The sequence below is a fragment of the Roseicyclus amphidinii genome, assembly GCF_030163755.1.
GTDB classification, from domain to species: domain Bacteria; phylum Pseudomonadota; class Alphaproteobacteria; order Rhodobacterales; family Rhodobacteraceae; genus Roseicyclus; species Roseicyclus amphidinii.
Map to the genome: position 1 here is coordinate 35,459 of NZ_JASJOE010000014.1, position 14,333 is coordinate 49,791.

Sequence of the window (14,333 nt, forward strand, 5' to 3'; positions counted from 1 at the left end):
GCCTTATTCTTCGTTGTAACGGTAGCCGATCCCGTAAAGCGTTTCGATGGCGGAAAAGTCGTCATCGACCTGCCGCATCTTCTTGCGCAGGCGCTTGATGTGGCTGTCGATGGTGCGGTCATCGACATAGACCTGTTCGTCATAGGCCACGTCCATCAGCTGATCGCGGCTTTTCACGAAGCCGGGGCGTTGGGCCAGGGCCTGAAGCAGCAGGAATTCCGTGACCGTCAACGAGACGTCCCGTCCCTTCCAGCTGACGGCGTGGCGCAGCGGGTCCATCGTCAACTCGCCGCGCACCATGACGGCGCTTTCCTCGGGCGCGCCGGAGGCGTCCGAGGCGATGGCCTCCTGCCGGCGGAGGATCGAGCGGATACGCTCGACCAGCAGGCGCTGCGAAAAGGGCTTCTTGACGTAATCGTCGGCGCCCATGCGCAGGCCCATCAGCTCGTCGATCTCGTCATCCTTGGAGGTGAGGAAGATCACCGGCATCCGGCTTTTCTGGCGCAGGCGCTGGAGCAGGTCCATGCCGTCCATGCGGGGCATCTTGATGTCGAAGACGCCAAGATCGGGAAGGCGGCGGTTGAACGCGTCGAGTGCCGATTGGCCGTCGTTGTAGGTCTCGACGTCGAAGCCTTCCGCCTCGAGGGTCATAGATACGGACGTCAGGATATTCCTGTCGTCGTCGACAAGTGCGATACGCGGCATTGCCTGTTCCTTGTTACTGCTCAACTGCCTTGTTTTTTCCACATTGTCCCGTTTCAGGCCCGGAGAATCAATCTCTATTCGCCGAATCGGCTTGGCCATGGCCCTCAAACTAGGTTCGGCGGGGTTAATGCGTGGTGAAACTGCCACAGCCCCCCTGTGCCTTTGGAACGGTTTTGCGGGTCAATCACGAAACAAAATTTCGGCATGGTTGCGCTAACTGTGCGGAACCGTCCTGTTCAGTCTCAAAACCGTCATGTTATAGCGCCCTCGAGAGGGGTCTGTCCTTGGTCACAGCCCCGCAACACCGGTCCAGGAGCGACGACACATGACCACCCCACGCGTGAATCCGGCGCAGACGTTGGAAACCCAGGGCATGACGGGGCTCGGGGCGGTGCATTACAACCTGCTCGAACCGGCGCTGATCGAGGCCGCGGTGAAGCGCGGCGAGGGGAGGCTGGGGCTTGGCGGCACCTTCCTTGTCGAGACGGGCAAGTTCACGGGCCGCTCGCCCAAGGACAAGTTCGTCGTCCGCACCCCCGCCGTGGAAGACCACATCTGGTGGGACAACAACGCGCCGATGGAGCCCGAGGCCTTCGACCGCCTGCATGCCGACATGCTCGAGCACATGAAGGGCGGCGAATATTTCGTGCAGGACCTTTACGGCGGTGCCGACCCCGAGCATCGCCTCGACGTGCGGGTGGTGTCGGAGCTGGCCTGGCACAACCTCTTCATCCGGCACCTGCTGCGCCGTCCCGCCGCCGAGGAGCTGGCAGGCTTCGTGCCCGAGTTCACCATCATCAACTGCCCCAGCTTCAAGGCCGATCCCGAGCGCCACGGCTGCCGCAGCGACACGGTCATCGCGCTGAACTTCGAGCGCAAGATGATCCTGATCGCCAACACGGAATACGCGGGCGAGAACAAGAAATCGGTCTTCACGCTGCTCAACTACATCCTGCCCGGAAAGGGCGTGATGGCGATGCATTGCTCGGCCAACCACGCCACCGGCAACCCCGAGGATGCCGCGGTCTTCTTCGGCCTGTCGGGCACCGGCAAGACGACACTGTCGGCCGATCCGGGCCGCACGCTGATCGGCGATGACGAACATGGCTGGTCGGACAAGGGCACCTTCAACTTCGAGGGCGGCTGCTACGCCAAGACCATCAACCTCCGCGAAGAGGCCGAGCCGGAGATTTTCGCCACCACGCGCAGCTTCGGCACCGTGATCGAGAACATGGTCTACGATCCCGACACGCTGGAACTGGATTTCGACGACGACAGCCTGACGGCCAACACACGCTGCGCCTATCCGCTTGAGCAGATTTCGAACGCGTCGGCGACCGGCCTTGCCGGGCATCCCAGGAACATCGTGATGCTGACCTGCGACGCCTTTGGCGTGCTGCCGCCCATCGCGCGGCTGACGCCGGCGCAGGCGATGTATCATTTCCTGTCCGGCTTCACCTCCAAGGTGGCGGGCACCGAGCGCGGCGTGACCGAGCCGGAGCCGACCTTTTCCACCTGCTTCGGCGCCCCCTTCATGCCGCGCCGCCCCGAGGTCTACGGCAAGCTCCTGCAGGAGAAGATCGCCACCCACGGCGCGACCTGCTGGCTGGTCAACACCGGCTGGACCGGCGGGGCCTACGGGACGGGCTCGCGCATGCCGATCCGCGCCACCCGCGCTCTGCTGACCGCGGCTCTGGATGGCACGCTGAACAAGGGCGAGTTCCGCCGCGACCCGAATTTCGGTTTCGACGTGCCGATGACCTGCCGCGGCGTGGCCGACATCCTGCTCGACCCGCGCCGGACGTGGGGCGATGCGGCGGCCTATGATCGGCAGGCGCAGAAGCTTGTGCAGATGTTCGCCGACAACTTCGCGCAATACGTGCCCTACATCGACGACGACGTGAAAGCCGCCGCGATTTCGTGATACCCTGCGCCCTGCGCCTGACCCTTCGGTCGGCGCAGGGCGAGGCAGGCAAGCGGGATCGGCAGATGATGCGGGCGAGTGTCGGAACGGTGGCGGCCCTTGGCGCGATGCTCTGGGCCGCGGCCTTGTCCGCCCAGGACCTGCCGAACCCCTATGCCTCGGACCTGGTCGATAGCCTTGTCCACGGCGTCTATTGCGCCGAGGCGCCCATCGACCTCGAAGAGGCGCCCGAGACAGCCGCCGGTGTCGTCAACATCGTCCCCGCCCTGCCCGAGATGCGGCGGATCACCACGCTGGTCCCCGCCCAGCTCGGCATCGGTTTCGGCCTGCTGGTCGAGGCGCGCGAGGGGCTGGTGCTCGACCCGATGACGGTCACGATCACGCACCCGCCCTATCCCGACAGTGGCGTCGAGGTGGAACGCTGGGTGACCGGCATCGACGGCGAGGGGCCGGGGCTGATCGGCTTCAGCTTCGAGCTGGAGAGCGAGCTTGTGATCGGTCCGTGGGTCTTCGAGGCCGAGCACGAGGGCGAGATCGTCTTTCGCGTCAGCTTCGAGGTGGTGCCGCCCGCGCTATTGCCCGAGCTGGCGCAGGGCTGCGCGGGGGCGGTCCTGTCCTGACGGTGGGGTCAGCCCATCAACCCGCGCCGCACGAGGTTGGCACCAGCGACCACCAGGACGATCAAGGTCAGCTTGCGGAACATCTCGGGGTTCAGCCGGTCCGACATCCAGAACCCCACCTGCATCCCGAGGAAGGCCGGGACCAGCAGCGCCGCCGACCAGGGCAGCGTGACGGCATTCAACACCCCCGACTGCAGGTGCCCCGCCAGCAGGCTGACCGAGCCCAGCCCGTAGACAACCCCCTGCACCAGCATCTGCTTGGCCTTGGGCGTCTCCAGCGCGATCAGGTAGAGCACCGTGGGCGGCCCCCATGTGCCGGTCAGCCCGCCGATCCCGCCCGCCAGCAGGCCCACGCCCCATTCCGACGCGCGTCGCCACGCGGGTGCGATGTGGAACCGCACGCCAAGCAGCTGGATCAGCGACAGCACCACCACCGGCACGCCGAGGACGAGGTAGAAGGTCTGTGTCGGGATGGCGGTCACGAATTGCGCGACGACGACGATCATCACGCAGACGATCAGGATGTAGCGCCAGTATTCCCGCAGCGCCTCGCCCGCCTGCGACCACGGGTAGCGCATCACCTGCAGCAGGTTCGACATGACGATCGGCAGGATGATTCCCGCCACCGCAACCAGCGGGTCGAGGAACAGCGACAGCCCCGAGATCATGATCAGCGGCATGGCAAAGCCGATGGAGCCCTTCACGAATCCGGCCACCAGCGTGACCGCGCAGGCCGCGACGAAACCCCACAAGGGCATGAGTTGCATGGTGTCCTGAAGCATGGCCGCCTCCTGTCGGCGTGTTATCTACTGCAGCGCCGGGCGCGCTGCACCGCAAAAACGACGCGACATTTTCGTGCGCAGCTGCGACAAAACAGGTATTTTTGTTGCGCTGCACCTGCAAAGGCCCTAAGTCAGCCGGAACGCCCCAAGGGCGGCCCGCATGCCATATCGAAGGAGACCGACCATGCCCCGTGACGGACAGCCGATCCCCGAAAGCCAGACGATCCTGCCGGGTCTGCTGGACCTGACCGCAGCAGCCGTCGCGCCTGCCGAGGCGCTGCTGGCCAAGGCGCGGGCGCGCCTTCTGGCCGAGGTCACGGTCGACGGCCGCATCTCGGGCGGTGCCATCGAGGCGAACCAGACCGCGGCGCATGGGCTGGCGTGGCTGGCCACCTACGTCGAATCGCTGCGCCAGATGCAGGCCTGGGCCGTGCGGTTGCAGGGCGATGGCAAGTTCGGTGAGGTCGAGCAGCTGATCCTCCAGATCGCATTCGGCGAATACCTCTGGCAGCTCTACGGCGGCATCCAGATGAACCAGGCCGAGGTCGTGCGCCCGCAGGACCTGGGCCTGACGCAGGAAGACCAGCGCGGGCTGATGACGCCCGAGGTGATGACCCTGACCCAGTCGGGCAACACGCAGGCCGCGCGTATGCGGCTGGTCGAGCTGATGCAGGAACGCCGGGCCGAGATCACCGTGGGGGCCACCGGCCTCGACGAGGAGCTCGAGATGATCCGCGAGCAGTTCCGCCGCTACGCGCTCGACAAGGTCGCGCCCTACGCCCACGAATGGCATCTGAAGGACGAGCTGATCCCGATGGACGTGATCGAAGAGCTGGCCGAGATGGGCGTCTTCGGCCTGACCATCCCCGAGGAGCATGGCGGTTTCGGCCTGTCCAAGGCCTCGATGTGCGTCGTCTCGGAGGAGTTGAGCCGCGGTTACATCGGTGTGGGCAGCTTGGGCACCCGGTCCGAGATTGCGGCCGAGCTGATCCTTGCCGGCGGCACGGATGAGCAAAAGGCCAAGTGGCTGCCCGGCCTTGCCTCGGGTGAGATCCTGCCGACCGCCGTCTTCACCGAGCCCAACACCGGTTCGGACCTTGGCAGCCTGCGCACGCGCGCAGTGAAGAACGAGGCGGGCGACTGGGTGCTGAACGGCAACAAGAGCTGGATCACCCATGCGTCGCGCACCCATGTGATGACGGTTCTGGCCCGCACCATCCCCGACACGACCGACTACCGCGGCCTGTCGATGTTCCTGGCCGAGAAGACGCCGGGCGACGACGCCAACCCGTTCCCGGACGAAGGCATCTCGGGCGGCGAGATCGAGGTGCTGGGCTACCGCGGGATGAAGGAATACACCGTCAACTTCGACGACTTCACCGTGAAGGGCGAGAACCTGCTGGGCGGCGAGGAAGGGCAGGGCTTCAAGCAGCTGATGCAGACCTTCGAAAGCGCCCGCATCCAGACCGCCGCGCGCGCCATCGGCGTGGCGCAGGCGGCGCTGGACGAGGGGATGCAATATGCCGAGGACCGCAAGCAGTTCGGCAAGGCCCTGATCGCCTTCCCGCGCGTGGCCAACAAGCTGGCGATGATGGCGGTCGAGATCATGGTCGCGCGGCAGCTGACCTATTTCTCCGCTTGGGAAAAGGACAACGACCGCCGCTGCGACCTCGAGGCCGGAATGGCCAAGCTGCTGGGGGCCCGCGTGGCCTGGGCCTGTGCCGACAACGCGCTGCAGATCCACGGCGGCAACGGCTTCGCGCTGGAATACAAGATCAGCCGCATCCTGTGCGACGCGCGCATCCTCAACATCTTCGAGGGTGCCGCCGAGATCCAGGCGCAGGTGATCGCGCGGCGCCTGCTGGGCTGATCGCGCCGGGCCGATGCGCATGAGCCGCCAGTGACGGAACGGTCGCTGGCGGCTATTGCTTGGGCATGACGTCACGCGACCGCCCCGAGACCAAGACCTGATGCGCGCCTTCCTCGCCATCCCGATCCCGGACGAGACGACCGAGGCGCTGGTGCGCCTGCAATCGGCGATCCCGGTCGGCAAGCCGGTGCCCGAGGAAAACCTGCACCTGACGCTGGCCTTTCTCGATGTCGCGCCCGACGCGGCGCTCGAGGATCTGCACGAGATGCTCGAGGCGTTGCGCGCGGCCCCGGTCGAAATCCGCTTCACCGAACTGGACAGTTTCACCGAGCTGGAGCGCGGGCTGGTCTTCGCCGCCGTGGAGCGGACCGACGCGCTGCAGGCGGTGCATGACCGGGTGGCGGGGCTGTGCCGGGTGGCGGGTCTGGACCTGCCGCGGCGCAGGTTCCGGCCGCATGTCACGCTGATGCGCGCCCGTCGCCAGCCCGCAGGCCCGGACCGCGACCGGCTCGCGGCAATGCTGGGCCCGGTGCCGGGTCTGCCGGGGTTCACCGCGCGGGCGATGACGCTCTACCGCTCCACGCTGACCCCGCGCGGCGCGCTGCACGAGCCCCTCGCCAGCTATCCGTTGAGCGGCTGAGATCAGCGCGCGCCCTCGGCCGCGCGGGCCGCGATCAGGTCGACAAGCCGCTGCCGCGCCGGAGGCAGGGGCCTGTCGCCCAGCGAGGGGGCAAGGTGTTCGGACAGGAAATGCCCGGTCGTGCGCAGCCCCTCGACCACCTCTGCCGGATCGCCGCCCGCGACGCCGCGCATCACGCCCGGCAGCGGCAACAGCCGCGCGGCCCACTCTCCCGCGCCTGCACGCGACACCGCCCGCCCGCTGCGCGGCGAGACATAGGCAAGGTCTTGCGTCACGCCCGTCGCCGCACAGGACGTGAGGTCTAGGCCGAAGCCGGTTTCCTCAAGAAGCGCGAGTTCCCAGCCCAGGTAGGCCTCGGCCCATCGCTCGGCCCCCAGCCCGTCCAGCAGGACAATGCTGCGGGCATGAAGCGCGGGGTAGGCGTGGCGCTCCGGCAGGGCGAAGGACAGAAGCGCGCAGACCGCGTTCAGCCCCGCCAGCGCCAGCCGGTCGCCCATCGCCTCGGCGGCGCGGCCGCGGACAAGCTCGACCGTGTAGCTGCCGAGATGCGCATCGAGCCGCGCGCGCCATGTGGCATCCAGCTGCGCGCCCGGCTGCAGAAGCGGCGCCATCCGGCGCGAAGCGCCACCGCGGACGACGCCCATGTGCCGCCCATGCTCGGCAGTGAACAGGTCGAGGATGGCGGCATGTTCGCCATGCCGCCTCACGCCCAACAGGATGCCTTCCGCGCGCCAGTCCATGCCCGCCAGATAAGCGCCGCGCCTGTCGCTTGTCCATCTGGCGACCCCGTGGCAGGCTTCGCGGCATGTTCCCGACGTTGTCGAGACCCGCCCGCCGATGGGCCCTGCTGATCGCCCATCTGGCGGCGGTCTCGGTCGTGGCGCAATTCCTGCACCTCAACGCCCTTCGCGCCGAACCGCCCGCGGCCACGGCCTGGGACATGGCGCGGTATTTCACGATCCTCACCAACCTCCTGGTTGCCGTGACCTTTGCCGTGATCTCGCGCCCTATCCGCGACGGGTTGCCCGCGGCATGGGTGGCTGCGCTGACCTTTGCGATGGTGATGGTCGGCGGCATCTACCACCTGCTTCTGTCGCACCTGGTCTCGTTCACCGGCCTTGGCTGGTGGGCCGATCACGGGCTCCACACGGTCGGGCCCCTGGCGATCCTTGGCTGGTGGTTGATCCACGCGCCGAAGCGGCGGCTGGACTATGCCGACCTGCCCATCTTCGTGCTGTGGCCCGCGATCTACGCGGCCTATGCCCTGGCGCGCGGCGCGCAGGACGGGGTCTACCCCTATCCCTTCGTCGACCTGACGACGCTCAGCCGCGAGGCGGTGGCTGTGAACCTTGCCGGGCTGACGGTGGTCTTCCTGCTGGGTGGGGTCGGCATGATCTCGATCGGGCGCTACGCCGACCGTTAGGCCAGCCCCGGCTCGCCCAGCAGGTGCCGCCCGGCGCGGTCCTCGACCTCGATCACCCAGAGGTCCGGGTCGAAGCCGCGCTGCTTGCCGATGGCCCCGTCCACATCCGCCTCGGGGCCGCGCGCCAGTTCCATCCAGGCGCTCTCGCCGGTCATCAGGTCGATCCGGCGCTGGTGCAGCGTGGCGGAGCCGTCGAGCGTGTTGCACTTGACCAGCACAGCACCCGCCGTCGCATCGCCGCGGGCGACGACGAAGGCCGGGATATCGGCCAGCCGCAGCCGGGCGAGATAGGCGTGGACCCAGAATTCGGCCGTCAGCCGCGCCAAGGCTCAGTTCCCGTCGCGGAAATCGAGGCCCATCTCGGAATAGCGTTCGGCCTCGTCCAGCCAGTTCGGGCGCACCTTGACCTGCAGGAACAGGTGCACCTTGCGGCCGAGAAACTCCTCCAGCTCCTCGCGGGCGGCCTTCGACACCGCCTTGATCGTCTCGCCGCCCTTGCCGAGCAGGATGCCCTTGTGGCCGTCGCGGGCGACATAGACCACCTGGTCGATCCGGGCCGAGCCATCCTTGCGCTCTTCCCAATGCTCGGTCTCGACCGTCAGCTGGTAGGGCAGTTCCTGGTGCAGGCGCAGCGTCAGCTTCTCGCGTGTCATCTCGGCGGCGATCATCCGCATCGGAAGGTCGGCGATCTGGTCCTCGGGATAGAGCCACGGACCCTCGGGCATCGCCTCGGCCAGCCATTTGCGCAGGTCATCCACGCCGTAACCCTTCTCGGCGGAGATCATGAAGGTCTGCTCGAACGGATAGGCCGCGTTCATCTTTTCGGTCAGCGCGAGCAGCGCCTTGGCCTCGACCCGGTCGATCTTGTTGATGGCAAGCGCCACGCGGCGACCCTGCGCCTTTTCGCCCAAGGCCTCGAGGATCGCGTCGACCCCCTCGGTCTTGCCGCGATGCGCCTCGATCAGCAGGACCACGACATCGGCATCCGCCGCGCCCCCCCAGGCCGCCGCCACCATCGCGCGGTCGAGCCTGCGGCGCGGGCGGAAAAGGCCGGGCGTGTCGACGAAGACGATCTGCGCGTCCCCCTCCAGCGCGACGCCGCGAATGCGGGCGCGGGTGGTCTGCACCTTGTGGGTGACGATCGAGACCTTCGCGCCCACCATGCGGTTGAGCAGCGTGGACTTGCCCGCGTTGGGCTCTCCGATCAGGGCAGTGAAACCGGCGCGGGTGGTCATGGGGCGTGTGATCCTCGGGGTTGATCCTATGCTCCTTAGACGGGAACGCGCGGTTTGGCCAGAAGACCCCGGCGCAGCCGGATCATCACGGTTCGTGATGGATACCCATCGGAAACATCTATTGCGACGGACGGGGCGTTGCCGCTATTGCAGCCGCGACCATCACGAAAGGACAGGGGCCATGACGGCAAAGGTGTTCATCGACGGCGAGGTTGGAACGACGGGTCTGCAGATCCGCGCGCGCCTCGAGACGCGCGAGGACATCACGCTGATCTCCCTGCCCGAGGAAGAGCGGAAATCGCGGCTGGCCCGGCTCGGCGCCTTCGCCGAGGCGGATGTCGCCATCCTCTGCCTGCCCGATGCCGCGGTTCACGAGATCGCGCCGGACCTCGCCAATCAACCCTGCCGCGTGATCGACGCCTCGACCGCGCACCGGACCGACCCGAACTGGGAATTCGGCTTCGCCGAGCTGGACGCCGGCGCGCGTGACCGGATCGCGGGGGCGAAATACGTCTCGAACCCCGGCTGCTATTCCACCGGGGCCATCGCGCTTCTGCGCCCCATGCTGGACGCAGGGATCATCGCGCCCGACCACCCGGTCACGGTCAACGCGGTCTCGGGCTACTCGGGCGGCGGCAAGGCGATGATCGCCGAATTCGAAAGCGGCGCCATCACCGGCGGCTTCGTCTATGCCACGGGCCAGCATCACAAGCACCTGCCCGAGATCGTCGCCCGCGCGGGCCTGACCCGGCGGCCGATCTTCGTGCCGCAGGTGGGGCAGTATGCGCAGGGCATGATCGTGCAGGTTCCCCTGCACCTCGCCCCGGGTGGCCCCGCCGCGGCGCTCGAGGCGCTGCGCGGTCATTACGCGGGCCAGCACTTCGTGCAGGTGGTCGAGCGGGAGGAGCTGGGCGACCGGATCGACCCGCAGCGCCTGAACGGGACCAACATGATGCAGCTCACCGTCGATGGCGATGCCGAGACGGGGGCGACCGTGCTGATCGCGGTGCTCGACAACCTCGGCAAGGGGGCCTCGGGGGCGGCGGTGCAGAACCTCAACATCCTGCTGGGCCTCGACGAGGCGACCGGCCTCTAGGGTATGTGCCGGATGAAGGGGGAGTGGCTGGGGGCATCGGCCTTCAGCCGCCCCTCGGCATCGAACTCGGCGTCTGCGTTGAACGGGAGGAGCGGGCGCTCCGCCAGCCCCGCGATCACCTCCGCCTGATCGTCAAGAACCTGCGCCAGCCGTGCCTCGAGCCCGGCCTTGCGCGCGCCCTCGTGGTAGCCGTGGACGCCATGGACGAGCAGCGGCTCGGCCACCTCCATCCCGCAATAGCGCAGCGTGTAGGCGAGCGGCCAGAGCAACAGGCGCGTCTCGCCCTCCTTGCCGTCGGGGCCGCTTTCCGTTGCGCGCGACCCGGTGGTCACGCAAAATAACGCCCGTTTGCCCCAGAGCAGCCCTGCGTCGAAGCGCCGGTCCACGTCATGCAGCAGCCCGTGAACGAGGCAGCGGTCGCACCAGCCCTTGAGCATCGCGGGCGGTGCGAACCACCAGAGCGGGAAGTGAAACACGATCCGGTCCGCGGCGCGGATCTTCTCGACCTCTGCCAGCACGTCGGCGGGCAACATGCCCCGCGCAGTGGCCCATTCCTGCGCCTTCAAGGGGTCGAAGGGCTCCGGCGGCTCGGTATACCTGTCCGGCCCCTCGGCGGGGTGAAACCCCTGCGCGTAGAGATCGGACCACAGCACCCGGTCGCCCGCGGCCCCGGCCGCCGCCGCGCTCGCCTCGGCCCAGGCCCCGCAAAAGGATCGCCGCTCGGGATGTGCCAACACGATCAGCGTCGTCCGTCCCACCTTTCGCCCCTTCTCCGTTTCGAAAATATCCTCGGGGGAGCGCGAGGGGGCAGACAGCCCCCTCGCACGGGTCGACGCCGCAGGCGGCGAAACCCCTCCCTATCCTTGGTCCAGCCGGTCGAGGAGCGCCTTCGCCGCCGCTTGCTCGGCCTGTCTCTTGACCCGGCCCTCCGCCTCCGCCGCGCGCCCGTCGCCAAGTCGCGCCGCGACGCGGAAGACGGGGGCGTGATCCGGCCCTTCGCGCGACAGCTCCTCGTAGACCGGCGGGGCCATGCCGCGGGCCTGCGCCCATTCCTGCAGCGCGGTCTTGGCGTCGCGCGCATCCTCGGCGACGCTCGCAACCCGCGCGCCCCAGAGCCGCAGGACCACGGCGCGCGCCGCCTCGAATCCGGCGTCGAGATAGACCGCGGCGATCACCGCCTCCATCGCGTCGCCCAGAAGCGCGGTCTTGCGCCGACCCCCTGTCGTCATCTCGGACTTGCCCAGCCGCAGCACCGCGCCAAGGTCGATGGCGCGCGCCACCTCGGCGCAGGCCTCTTTGCGCACCAGCGCGTTGAACCGCGGCGCAAGCTGCCCTTCGCTGGCGGCCTGGTCCTGTGCCAGCACGGCCTCGGCCATGACGAGGCCCAGAACGCGGTCGCCCAGGAACTCGAGCCGCTGGTTGTCGGGCCGCGTCGCCGAGGAGAGTGAGGCATGGGTGAGCGCGCGCGTGATCAACTCGGGCTCGGCGAAGCGGTGGCCGAGCCGGTCGCAGAACGCCTCGATCTCGCGCGACAGCTTCACTCGATCGCCTCGAAGAACCGGTCGCTGCGCCATGTCCAGAAATAGACCATCCGTTGCCCCGCCGACGAGAACATGACCCGGTCCGCGCGGCCGAGGATGTTTTCCATCGGCACGAAGCCGACGCCGCCCACCGATTGCGGGAACCGCGAATCGACCGAGTTGTCGCGGTTGTCGCCCATCACGAAGACATGCCCCGCGGGCACCACGTATTCCGGCGTGTTGTCGCCCCGCGTGCCGTCGGCGATGTTCAGGATCGAGTGGCTGACGCCGTTCGGCAGGGTCTCGGTGAACCGGTCCTTGAGGCAGACACCGCCTTGTCCCACGGGCGCATTGGCACAGCGCGGCGGCAGTTGCTGCGGACCCTGGCGGTCGAAGACCTCCTCGAAGGGGGCCTCGGGCGTCAGGCTGACGGCCGCGCCGTTCAGATGCAGCACCCCGTCGATCACCTGCACCCGGTCGCCGGGCAGGCCGATCACCCGCTTGATGAAATCCGTGCCCTCGGTCGGGTGGCGGAACACGACGACATCCCCCTGTTCGGGCTCGGATCCGAAGATGCGGCCCTCGAAGGGGCACATCGAGAATGGGCAGGAGTGGCGCGAGTAGCCGTAGGCCATCTTGTTGACGAAGAGGAAATCGCCGATCAGCAACGTGTCCTTCATCGAGCCCGATGGGATCCAGAAGGGCTGGAAGAAGAGCGTCCGGAACACCCCCGCGATCAGCAACGCGTAGACCACCGTTTTCACGGTTTCCCAGATGCCGTCCGACTTGGCCTGTTCCGCCATGATCCGCCCTGCCTTTTCGCGTCGCTTGTCTGCGGGCGTCTTGGGCCAGCCCCGCGGCCGAGTCAAGGAAAGCGGCTCACGGAACGCGGCGGGTCAGTTGCGCGGCGGGCGCGGCTTGTAGACGGGCATCTGCCAGCCATACAGCAGCGATCCCGCGCGCAGCGCGAAACAGACAAGGATGCAGGCCCCCAGCGACAGCATGTCGGACGGCCAGAGCAGGCCGGAAAGGAGATAGGCCGCCGCCCCGGCAAAGGCCGCGGTGACATACAGCTTGCCCGTGCGGATCAGCAGCGGCACCTCGTTCGCCACGATGTCGCGCAACAGCCCCCCGAAACAGCCCGTGGCGATCCCCATGATCAGGATGATCGGCACGCTTTGGCCCATCTCGCTGGCCGCGCGCACCCCCGCCGCGACCGCGATGGGCAGCGCCAGCGCATCCAGCCAGGTGATGACGGCCATGCGGCTTTCCAGCAGATGCGCGGTGAAGAAGACCAGCACCGCCGCGCCGCAGGCGATGGCCAGTGGCATGGGGTCGGCGATCCAGAACACCGGGTTGCGGTCGAGCAGCAGGTCGCGCACCGTGCCGCCGCCCATGGCGGTCAGGCTGGCGAGAAAGGCGAAGCCCACGATGTCGAGCTGCGCGCGCGAGGCCACCAGCGCGCCGGTGAGCGCGAAGACCAGCACCGAGGCGTAATCGAGCGCGGTCAGGATGCTCATTTGAAGGGCTTCATGCCCGCCCGCGCCAGCTCGTCCGCGCGTTCGTTCTCGGGGTGGCCGGCATGGCCCTTGACCCATTCCCAGGTCACCCGGTGGCGCGCCTGCGCCTCGTCCAGGCGGCGCCAGAGATCCTCGTTCTTCACCGGCTTCTTCGTGGAGGTTTTCCACCCGTTCCGCTTCCAGCCGTGGATCCAGCCGGTGACGCCGTTCTTCACATAGGCGCTGTCGGTCACGATGGTGATGGTCGAGGGGCGCTCCAGCGCCTCCAGCGCCGCGATGGCGGCAAGCAGTTCCATCCGGTTGTTCGTGGTGTCCCGCTCGCCGCCGTTCAGCTCGCGTTCCTTCACCACCGTCGCGCCGTCCTTGGCCTGCAACAGCGCGCCCCAGCCGCCGGGGCCGGGATTGCCGGAGCAGGCACCGTCCGTATAGGCGAAAAGATCAGGCATCGCGGTTCCCCTTACGCCAGAACGCCGATGGCCAGGCAGGCCACCACGACCGTGGTAAGCAGGAGGCGCAGCGACATCCACCACGCGGGCGCAAGCCCCTGCCGCGCGGCGCTGGCGTCGATGGCCAGGAGCGCGACGAAGCCGAGGATCAGCATCACGAGGCTGGGCCGCGGCGCGCTGAAGGCGGTGAGGAAGACGAAGATCGCCGGGATGACCGAGAGCGCGTAGTAGAAGGTCGCCGCCCGCCCTTCGGTCCGGGCCGCGAAGCCCCAGATCACGCCGGCCATGAAGCACAGGATGACGATGCCATAGGCCTGCAGGATCTGGACGCCCTGGTAATTGCTGCCCCAGAGGCGGCCGATGGCCCCGGTGGCGGGCACCAGCACCGACAGCGCGCCGTAGAGGAACGGGATGAGGCCGGCGAGGCCGAGGATCAGGGCGGGGCGGGGGATCTGGCTCATGCGCCCGGTTCTGCCCCGGAGCGGGGGAAGGGGCAAGGGGCAAGGGGGGGGCAAACACTTGTTGCTTTCAGTAAACTAATGGCCCGCATTC

At 67.9% G+C, this 14,333-nt stretch carries 17 protein-coding genes; 6 read left to right on the top strand and 11 right to left on the bottom strand.

All coding sequences use genetic code 11. The features are described 5' to 3' along the window. Nucleotides 1-3 precede the first annotated feature (3 nt). Entirely contained in the window at nt 4-705 is a 702-nt protein-coding gene (locus QQK83_RS06870; protein WP_284262901.1) for a response regulator transcription factor, read from the bottom strand. A gap of 325 nt (nt 706-1,030) precedes the next feature. Between QQK83_RS06870 and QQK83_RS06875 the strand changes: the two genes are divergently transcribed. Together QQK83_RS06875 and QQK83_RS06880 are read left to right on the top strand one after the other, a co-directional pair. Next, a complete protein-coding gene (locus tag QQK83_RS06875) occupies nt 1,031-2,629 on the top strand; it encodes a phosphoenolpyruvate carboxykinase (RefSeq protein WP_284262903.1) in 1,599 nt (532 codons plus the stop codon). Between the two features lie 65 nt (nt 2,630-2,694). Beyond that, nucleotides 2,695-3,249 carry a DUF3859 domain-containing protein gene (locus QQK83_RS06880; RefSeq protein WP_284262905.1) on the top strand — a complete coding sequence of 185 codons (555 nt, stop codon included), beginning with the start codon at nt 2,695-2,697 and terminating at the stop codon, nt 3,247-3,249. A gap of 8 nt (nt 3,250-3,257) precedes the next feature. Here QQK83_RS06880 and QQK83_RS06885 read toward each other — a convergent pair whose 3' ends face one another. Next, a complete protein-coding gene (locus QQK83_RS06885) occupies nt 3,258-4,031 on the bottom strand; it encodes a sulfite exporter TauE/SafE family protein (RefSeq protein WP_284262907.1) in 774 nt (257 codons plus the stop codon). 184 nt (nt 4,032-4,215) lie between these two features. Here QQK83_RS06885 and QQK83_RS06890 point away from each other — a divergent pair, with 184 nt between their 5' ends. Both QQK83_RS06890 and thpR read left to right on the top strand, forming a co-directional pair. Beyond that, entirely contained in the window at nt 4,216-5,901 is a 1,686-nt protein-coding gene (locus tag QQK83_RS06890; RefSeq protein WP_284262910.1) for an acyl-CoA dehydrogenase family protein, read from the top strand. A 100-nt stretch (nt 5,902-6,001) separates the two neighbouring features. Beyond that, nucleotides 6,002-6,541, top strand: coding sequence for an RNA 2',3'-cyclic phosphodiesterase (gene thpR / locus QQK83_RS06895; RefSeq protein WP_284262912.1), 540 nt, complete (start codon nt 6,002-6,004; stop codon nt 6,539-6,541). 2 nt (nt 6,542-6,543) lie between these two features. Here thpR and recO read toward each other — a convergent pair whose 3' ends face one another. Next, nucleotides 6,544-7,281, bottom strand: a complete 738-nt coding sequence (recO, locus tag QQK83_RS06900) for a DNA repair protein RecO (RefSeq protein ID WP_284262913.1) — start codon at nt 7,279-7,281, stop codon at nt 6,544-6,546. Between the two features lie 65 nt (nt 7,282-7,346). Here recO and QQK83_RS06905 point away from each other — a divergent pair, with 65 nt between their 5' ends. Further along, nucleotides 7,347-7,964 carry a Pr6Pr family membrane protein gene (locus tag QQK83_RS06905; RefSeq protein ID WP_284262915.1) on the top strand — a complete coding sequence of 206 codons (618 nt, stop codon included), beginning with the start codon at nt 7,347-7,349 and terminating at the stop codon, nt 7,962-7,964. Here QQK83_RS06905 and QQK83_RS06910 read toward each other — a convergent pair. Together QQK83_RS06910 and era are read right to left on the bottom strand one after the other, a co-directional pair. Next, a complete protein-coding gene (locus QQK83_RS06910; protein ID WP_284262916.1) occupies nt 7,961-8,290 on the bottom strand; it encodes a DUF1491 family protein in 330 nt (109 codons plus the stop codon). The genes QQK83_RS06905 and QQK83_RS06910 overlap by 4 nt on opposite strands. Before the next feature lie 3 nt (nt 8,291-8,293). Next, nucleotides 8,294-9,199, bottom strand: a complete 906-nt coding sequence (gene era / locus QQK83_RS06915) for a GTPase Era (protein WP_284262917.1) — start codon at nt 9,197-9,199, stop codon at nt 8,294-8,296. 181 nt (nt 9,200-9,380) lie between these two features. Between era and argC the strand changes: the two genes are divergently transcribed. Continuing rightward, nucleotides 9,381-10,295: an N-acetyl-gamma-glutamyl-phosphate reductase gene (gene argC, locus QQK83_RS06920; protein ID WP_284262919.1), complete on the top strand. Its 915-nt coding sequence runs from the start codon at nt 9,381-9,383 to the stop codon at nt 10,293-10,295. On the opposite strand, the gene QQK83_RS06925 is transcribed toward argC, so the two are convergent. The 6 genes from QQK83_RS06925 to QQK83_RS06950 form a co-directional block, all read right to left on the bottom strand. After that, nucleotides 10,292-11,053: an NAD(P)H-dependent oxidoreductase gene (locus QQK83_RS06925; RefSeq protein ID WP_284262920.1), complete on the bottom strand. Its 762-nt coding sequence runs from the start codon at nt 11,051-11,053 to the stop codon at nt 10,292-10,294. The genes argC and QQK83_RS06925 overlap by 4 nt on opposite strands. 99 nt (nt 11,054-11,152) lie before the next feature. Next, nucleotides 11,153-11,836: a ribonuclease III gene (rnc, locus tag QQK83_RS06930; protein ID WP_284262922.1), complete on the bottom strand. Its 684-nt coding sequence runs from the start codon at nt 11,834-11,836 to the stop codon at nt 11,153-11,155. Beyond that, on the bottom strand, nt 11,833-12,618 hold the full coding sequence (gene lepB, locus QQK83_RS06935) for a signal peptidase I (RefSeq protein WP_284262923.1): 786 nt from the start codon (nt 12,616-12,618) through the stop codon (nt 11,833-11,835). The genes rnc and lepB overlap by 4 nt, the downstream gene beginning before the upstream one ends. Before the next feature lie 93 nt (nt 12,619-12,711). Next, complete coding sequence (locus tag QQK83_RS06940) at nt 12,712-13,335, bottom strand: trimeric intracellular cation channel family protein (RefSeq protein ID WP_284262925.1); 624 nt, start codon at nt 13,333-13,335, stop codon at nt 12,712-12,714. Next, nucleotides 13,332-13,781 (bottom strand): ribonuclease HI, encoded by a 450-nt coding sequence (rnhA, locus tag QQK83_RS06945; RefSeq protein ID WP_284262927.1) that lies wholly within the window; start codon nt 13,779-13,781, stop codon nt 13,332-13,334. Before rnhA ends, QQK83_RS06940 begins: the two co-directional genes overlap by 4 nt. An 11-nt stretch (nt 13,782-13,792) precedes the next feature. Next, a complete protein-coding gene (locus QQK83_RS06950) occupies nt 13,793-14,242 on the bottom strand; it encodes a DUF3429 domain-containing protein (protein ID WP_284262930.1) in 450 nt (149 codons plus the stop codon). Nucleotides 14,243-14,333: the final 91 nt, after the last annotated feature.

Coding starts and splice junctions, on each gene's coding strand:
- QQK83_RS06870 (WP_284262901.1), bottom strand. CDS start 705: ATGCCGCGTATCGCACTTGTCGACGACGACAGGAATATCCTGACGTCC.
- QQK83_RS06875 (WP_284262903.1), top strand. CDS start 1,031: ATGACCACCCCACGCGTGAATCCGGCGCAGACGTTGGAAACCCAGGGC.
- QQK83_RS06880 (WP_284262905.1), top strand. CDS start 2,695: ATGATGCGGGCGAGTGTCGGAACGGTGGCGGCCCTTGGCGCGATGCTC.
- QQK83_RS06885 (WP_284262907.1), bottom strand. CDS start 4,031: ATGCTTCAGGACACCATGCAACTCATGCCCTTGTGGGGTTTCGTCGCG.
- QQK83_RS06890 (WP_284262910.1), top strand. CDS start 4,216: ATGCCCCGTGACGGACAGCCGATCCCCGAAAGCCAGACGATCCTGCCG.
- thpR (WP_284262912.1), top strand. CDS start 6,002: ATGCGCGCCTTCCTCGCCATCCCGATCCCGGACGAGACGACCGAGGCG.
- recO (WP_284262913.1), bottom strand. CDS start 7,281: ATGGACTGGCGCGCGGAAGGCATCCTGTTGGGCGTGAGGCGGCATGGC.
- QQK83_RS06905 (WP_284262915.1), top strand. CDS start 7,347: ATGTTCCCGACGTTGTCGAGACCCGCCCGCCGATGGGCCCTGCTGATC.
- era (WP_284262917.1), bottom strand. CDS start 9,199: ATGACCACCCGCGCCGGTTTCACTGCCCTGATCGGAGAGCCCAACGCG.
- argC (WP_284262919.1), top strand. CDS start 9,381: ATGACGGCAAAGGTGTTCATCGACGGCGAGGTTGGAACGACGGGTCTG.
- lepB (WP_284262923.1), bottom strand. CDS start 12,618: ATGGCGGAACAGGCCAAGTCGGACGGCATCTGGGAAACCGTGAAAACG.
- QQK83_RS06940 (WP_284262925.1), bottom strand. CDS start 13,335: ATGAGCATCCTGACCGCGCTCGATTACGCCTCGGTGCTGGTCTTCGCG.
- rnhA (WP_284262927.1), bottom strand. CDS start 13,781: ATGCCTGATCTTTTCGCCTATACGGACGGTGCCTGCTCCGGCAATCCC.
- QQK83_RS06950 (WP_284262930.1), bottom strand. CDS start 14,242: ATGAGCCAGATCCCCCGCCCCGCCCTGATCCTCGGCCTCGCCGGCCTC.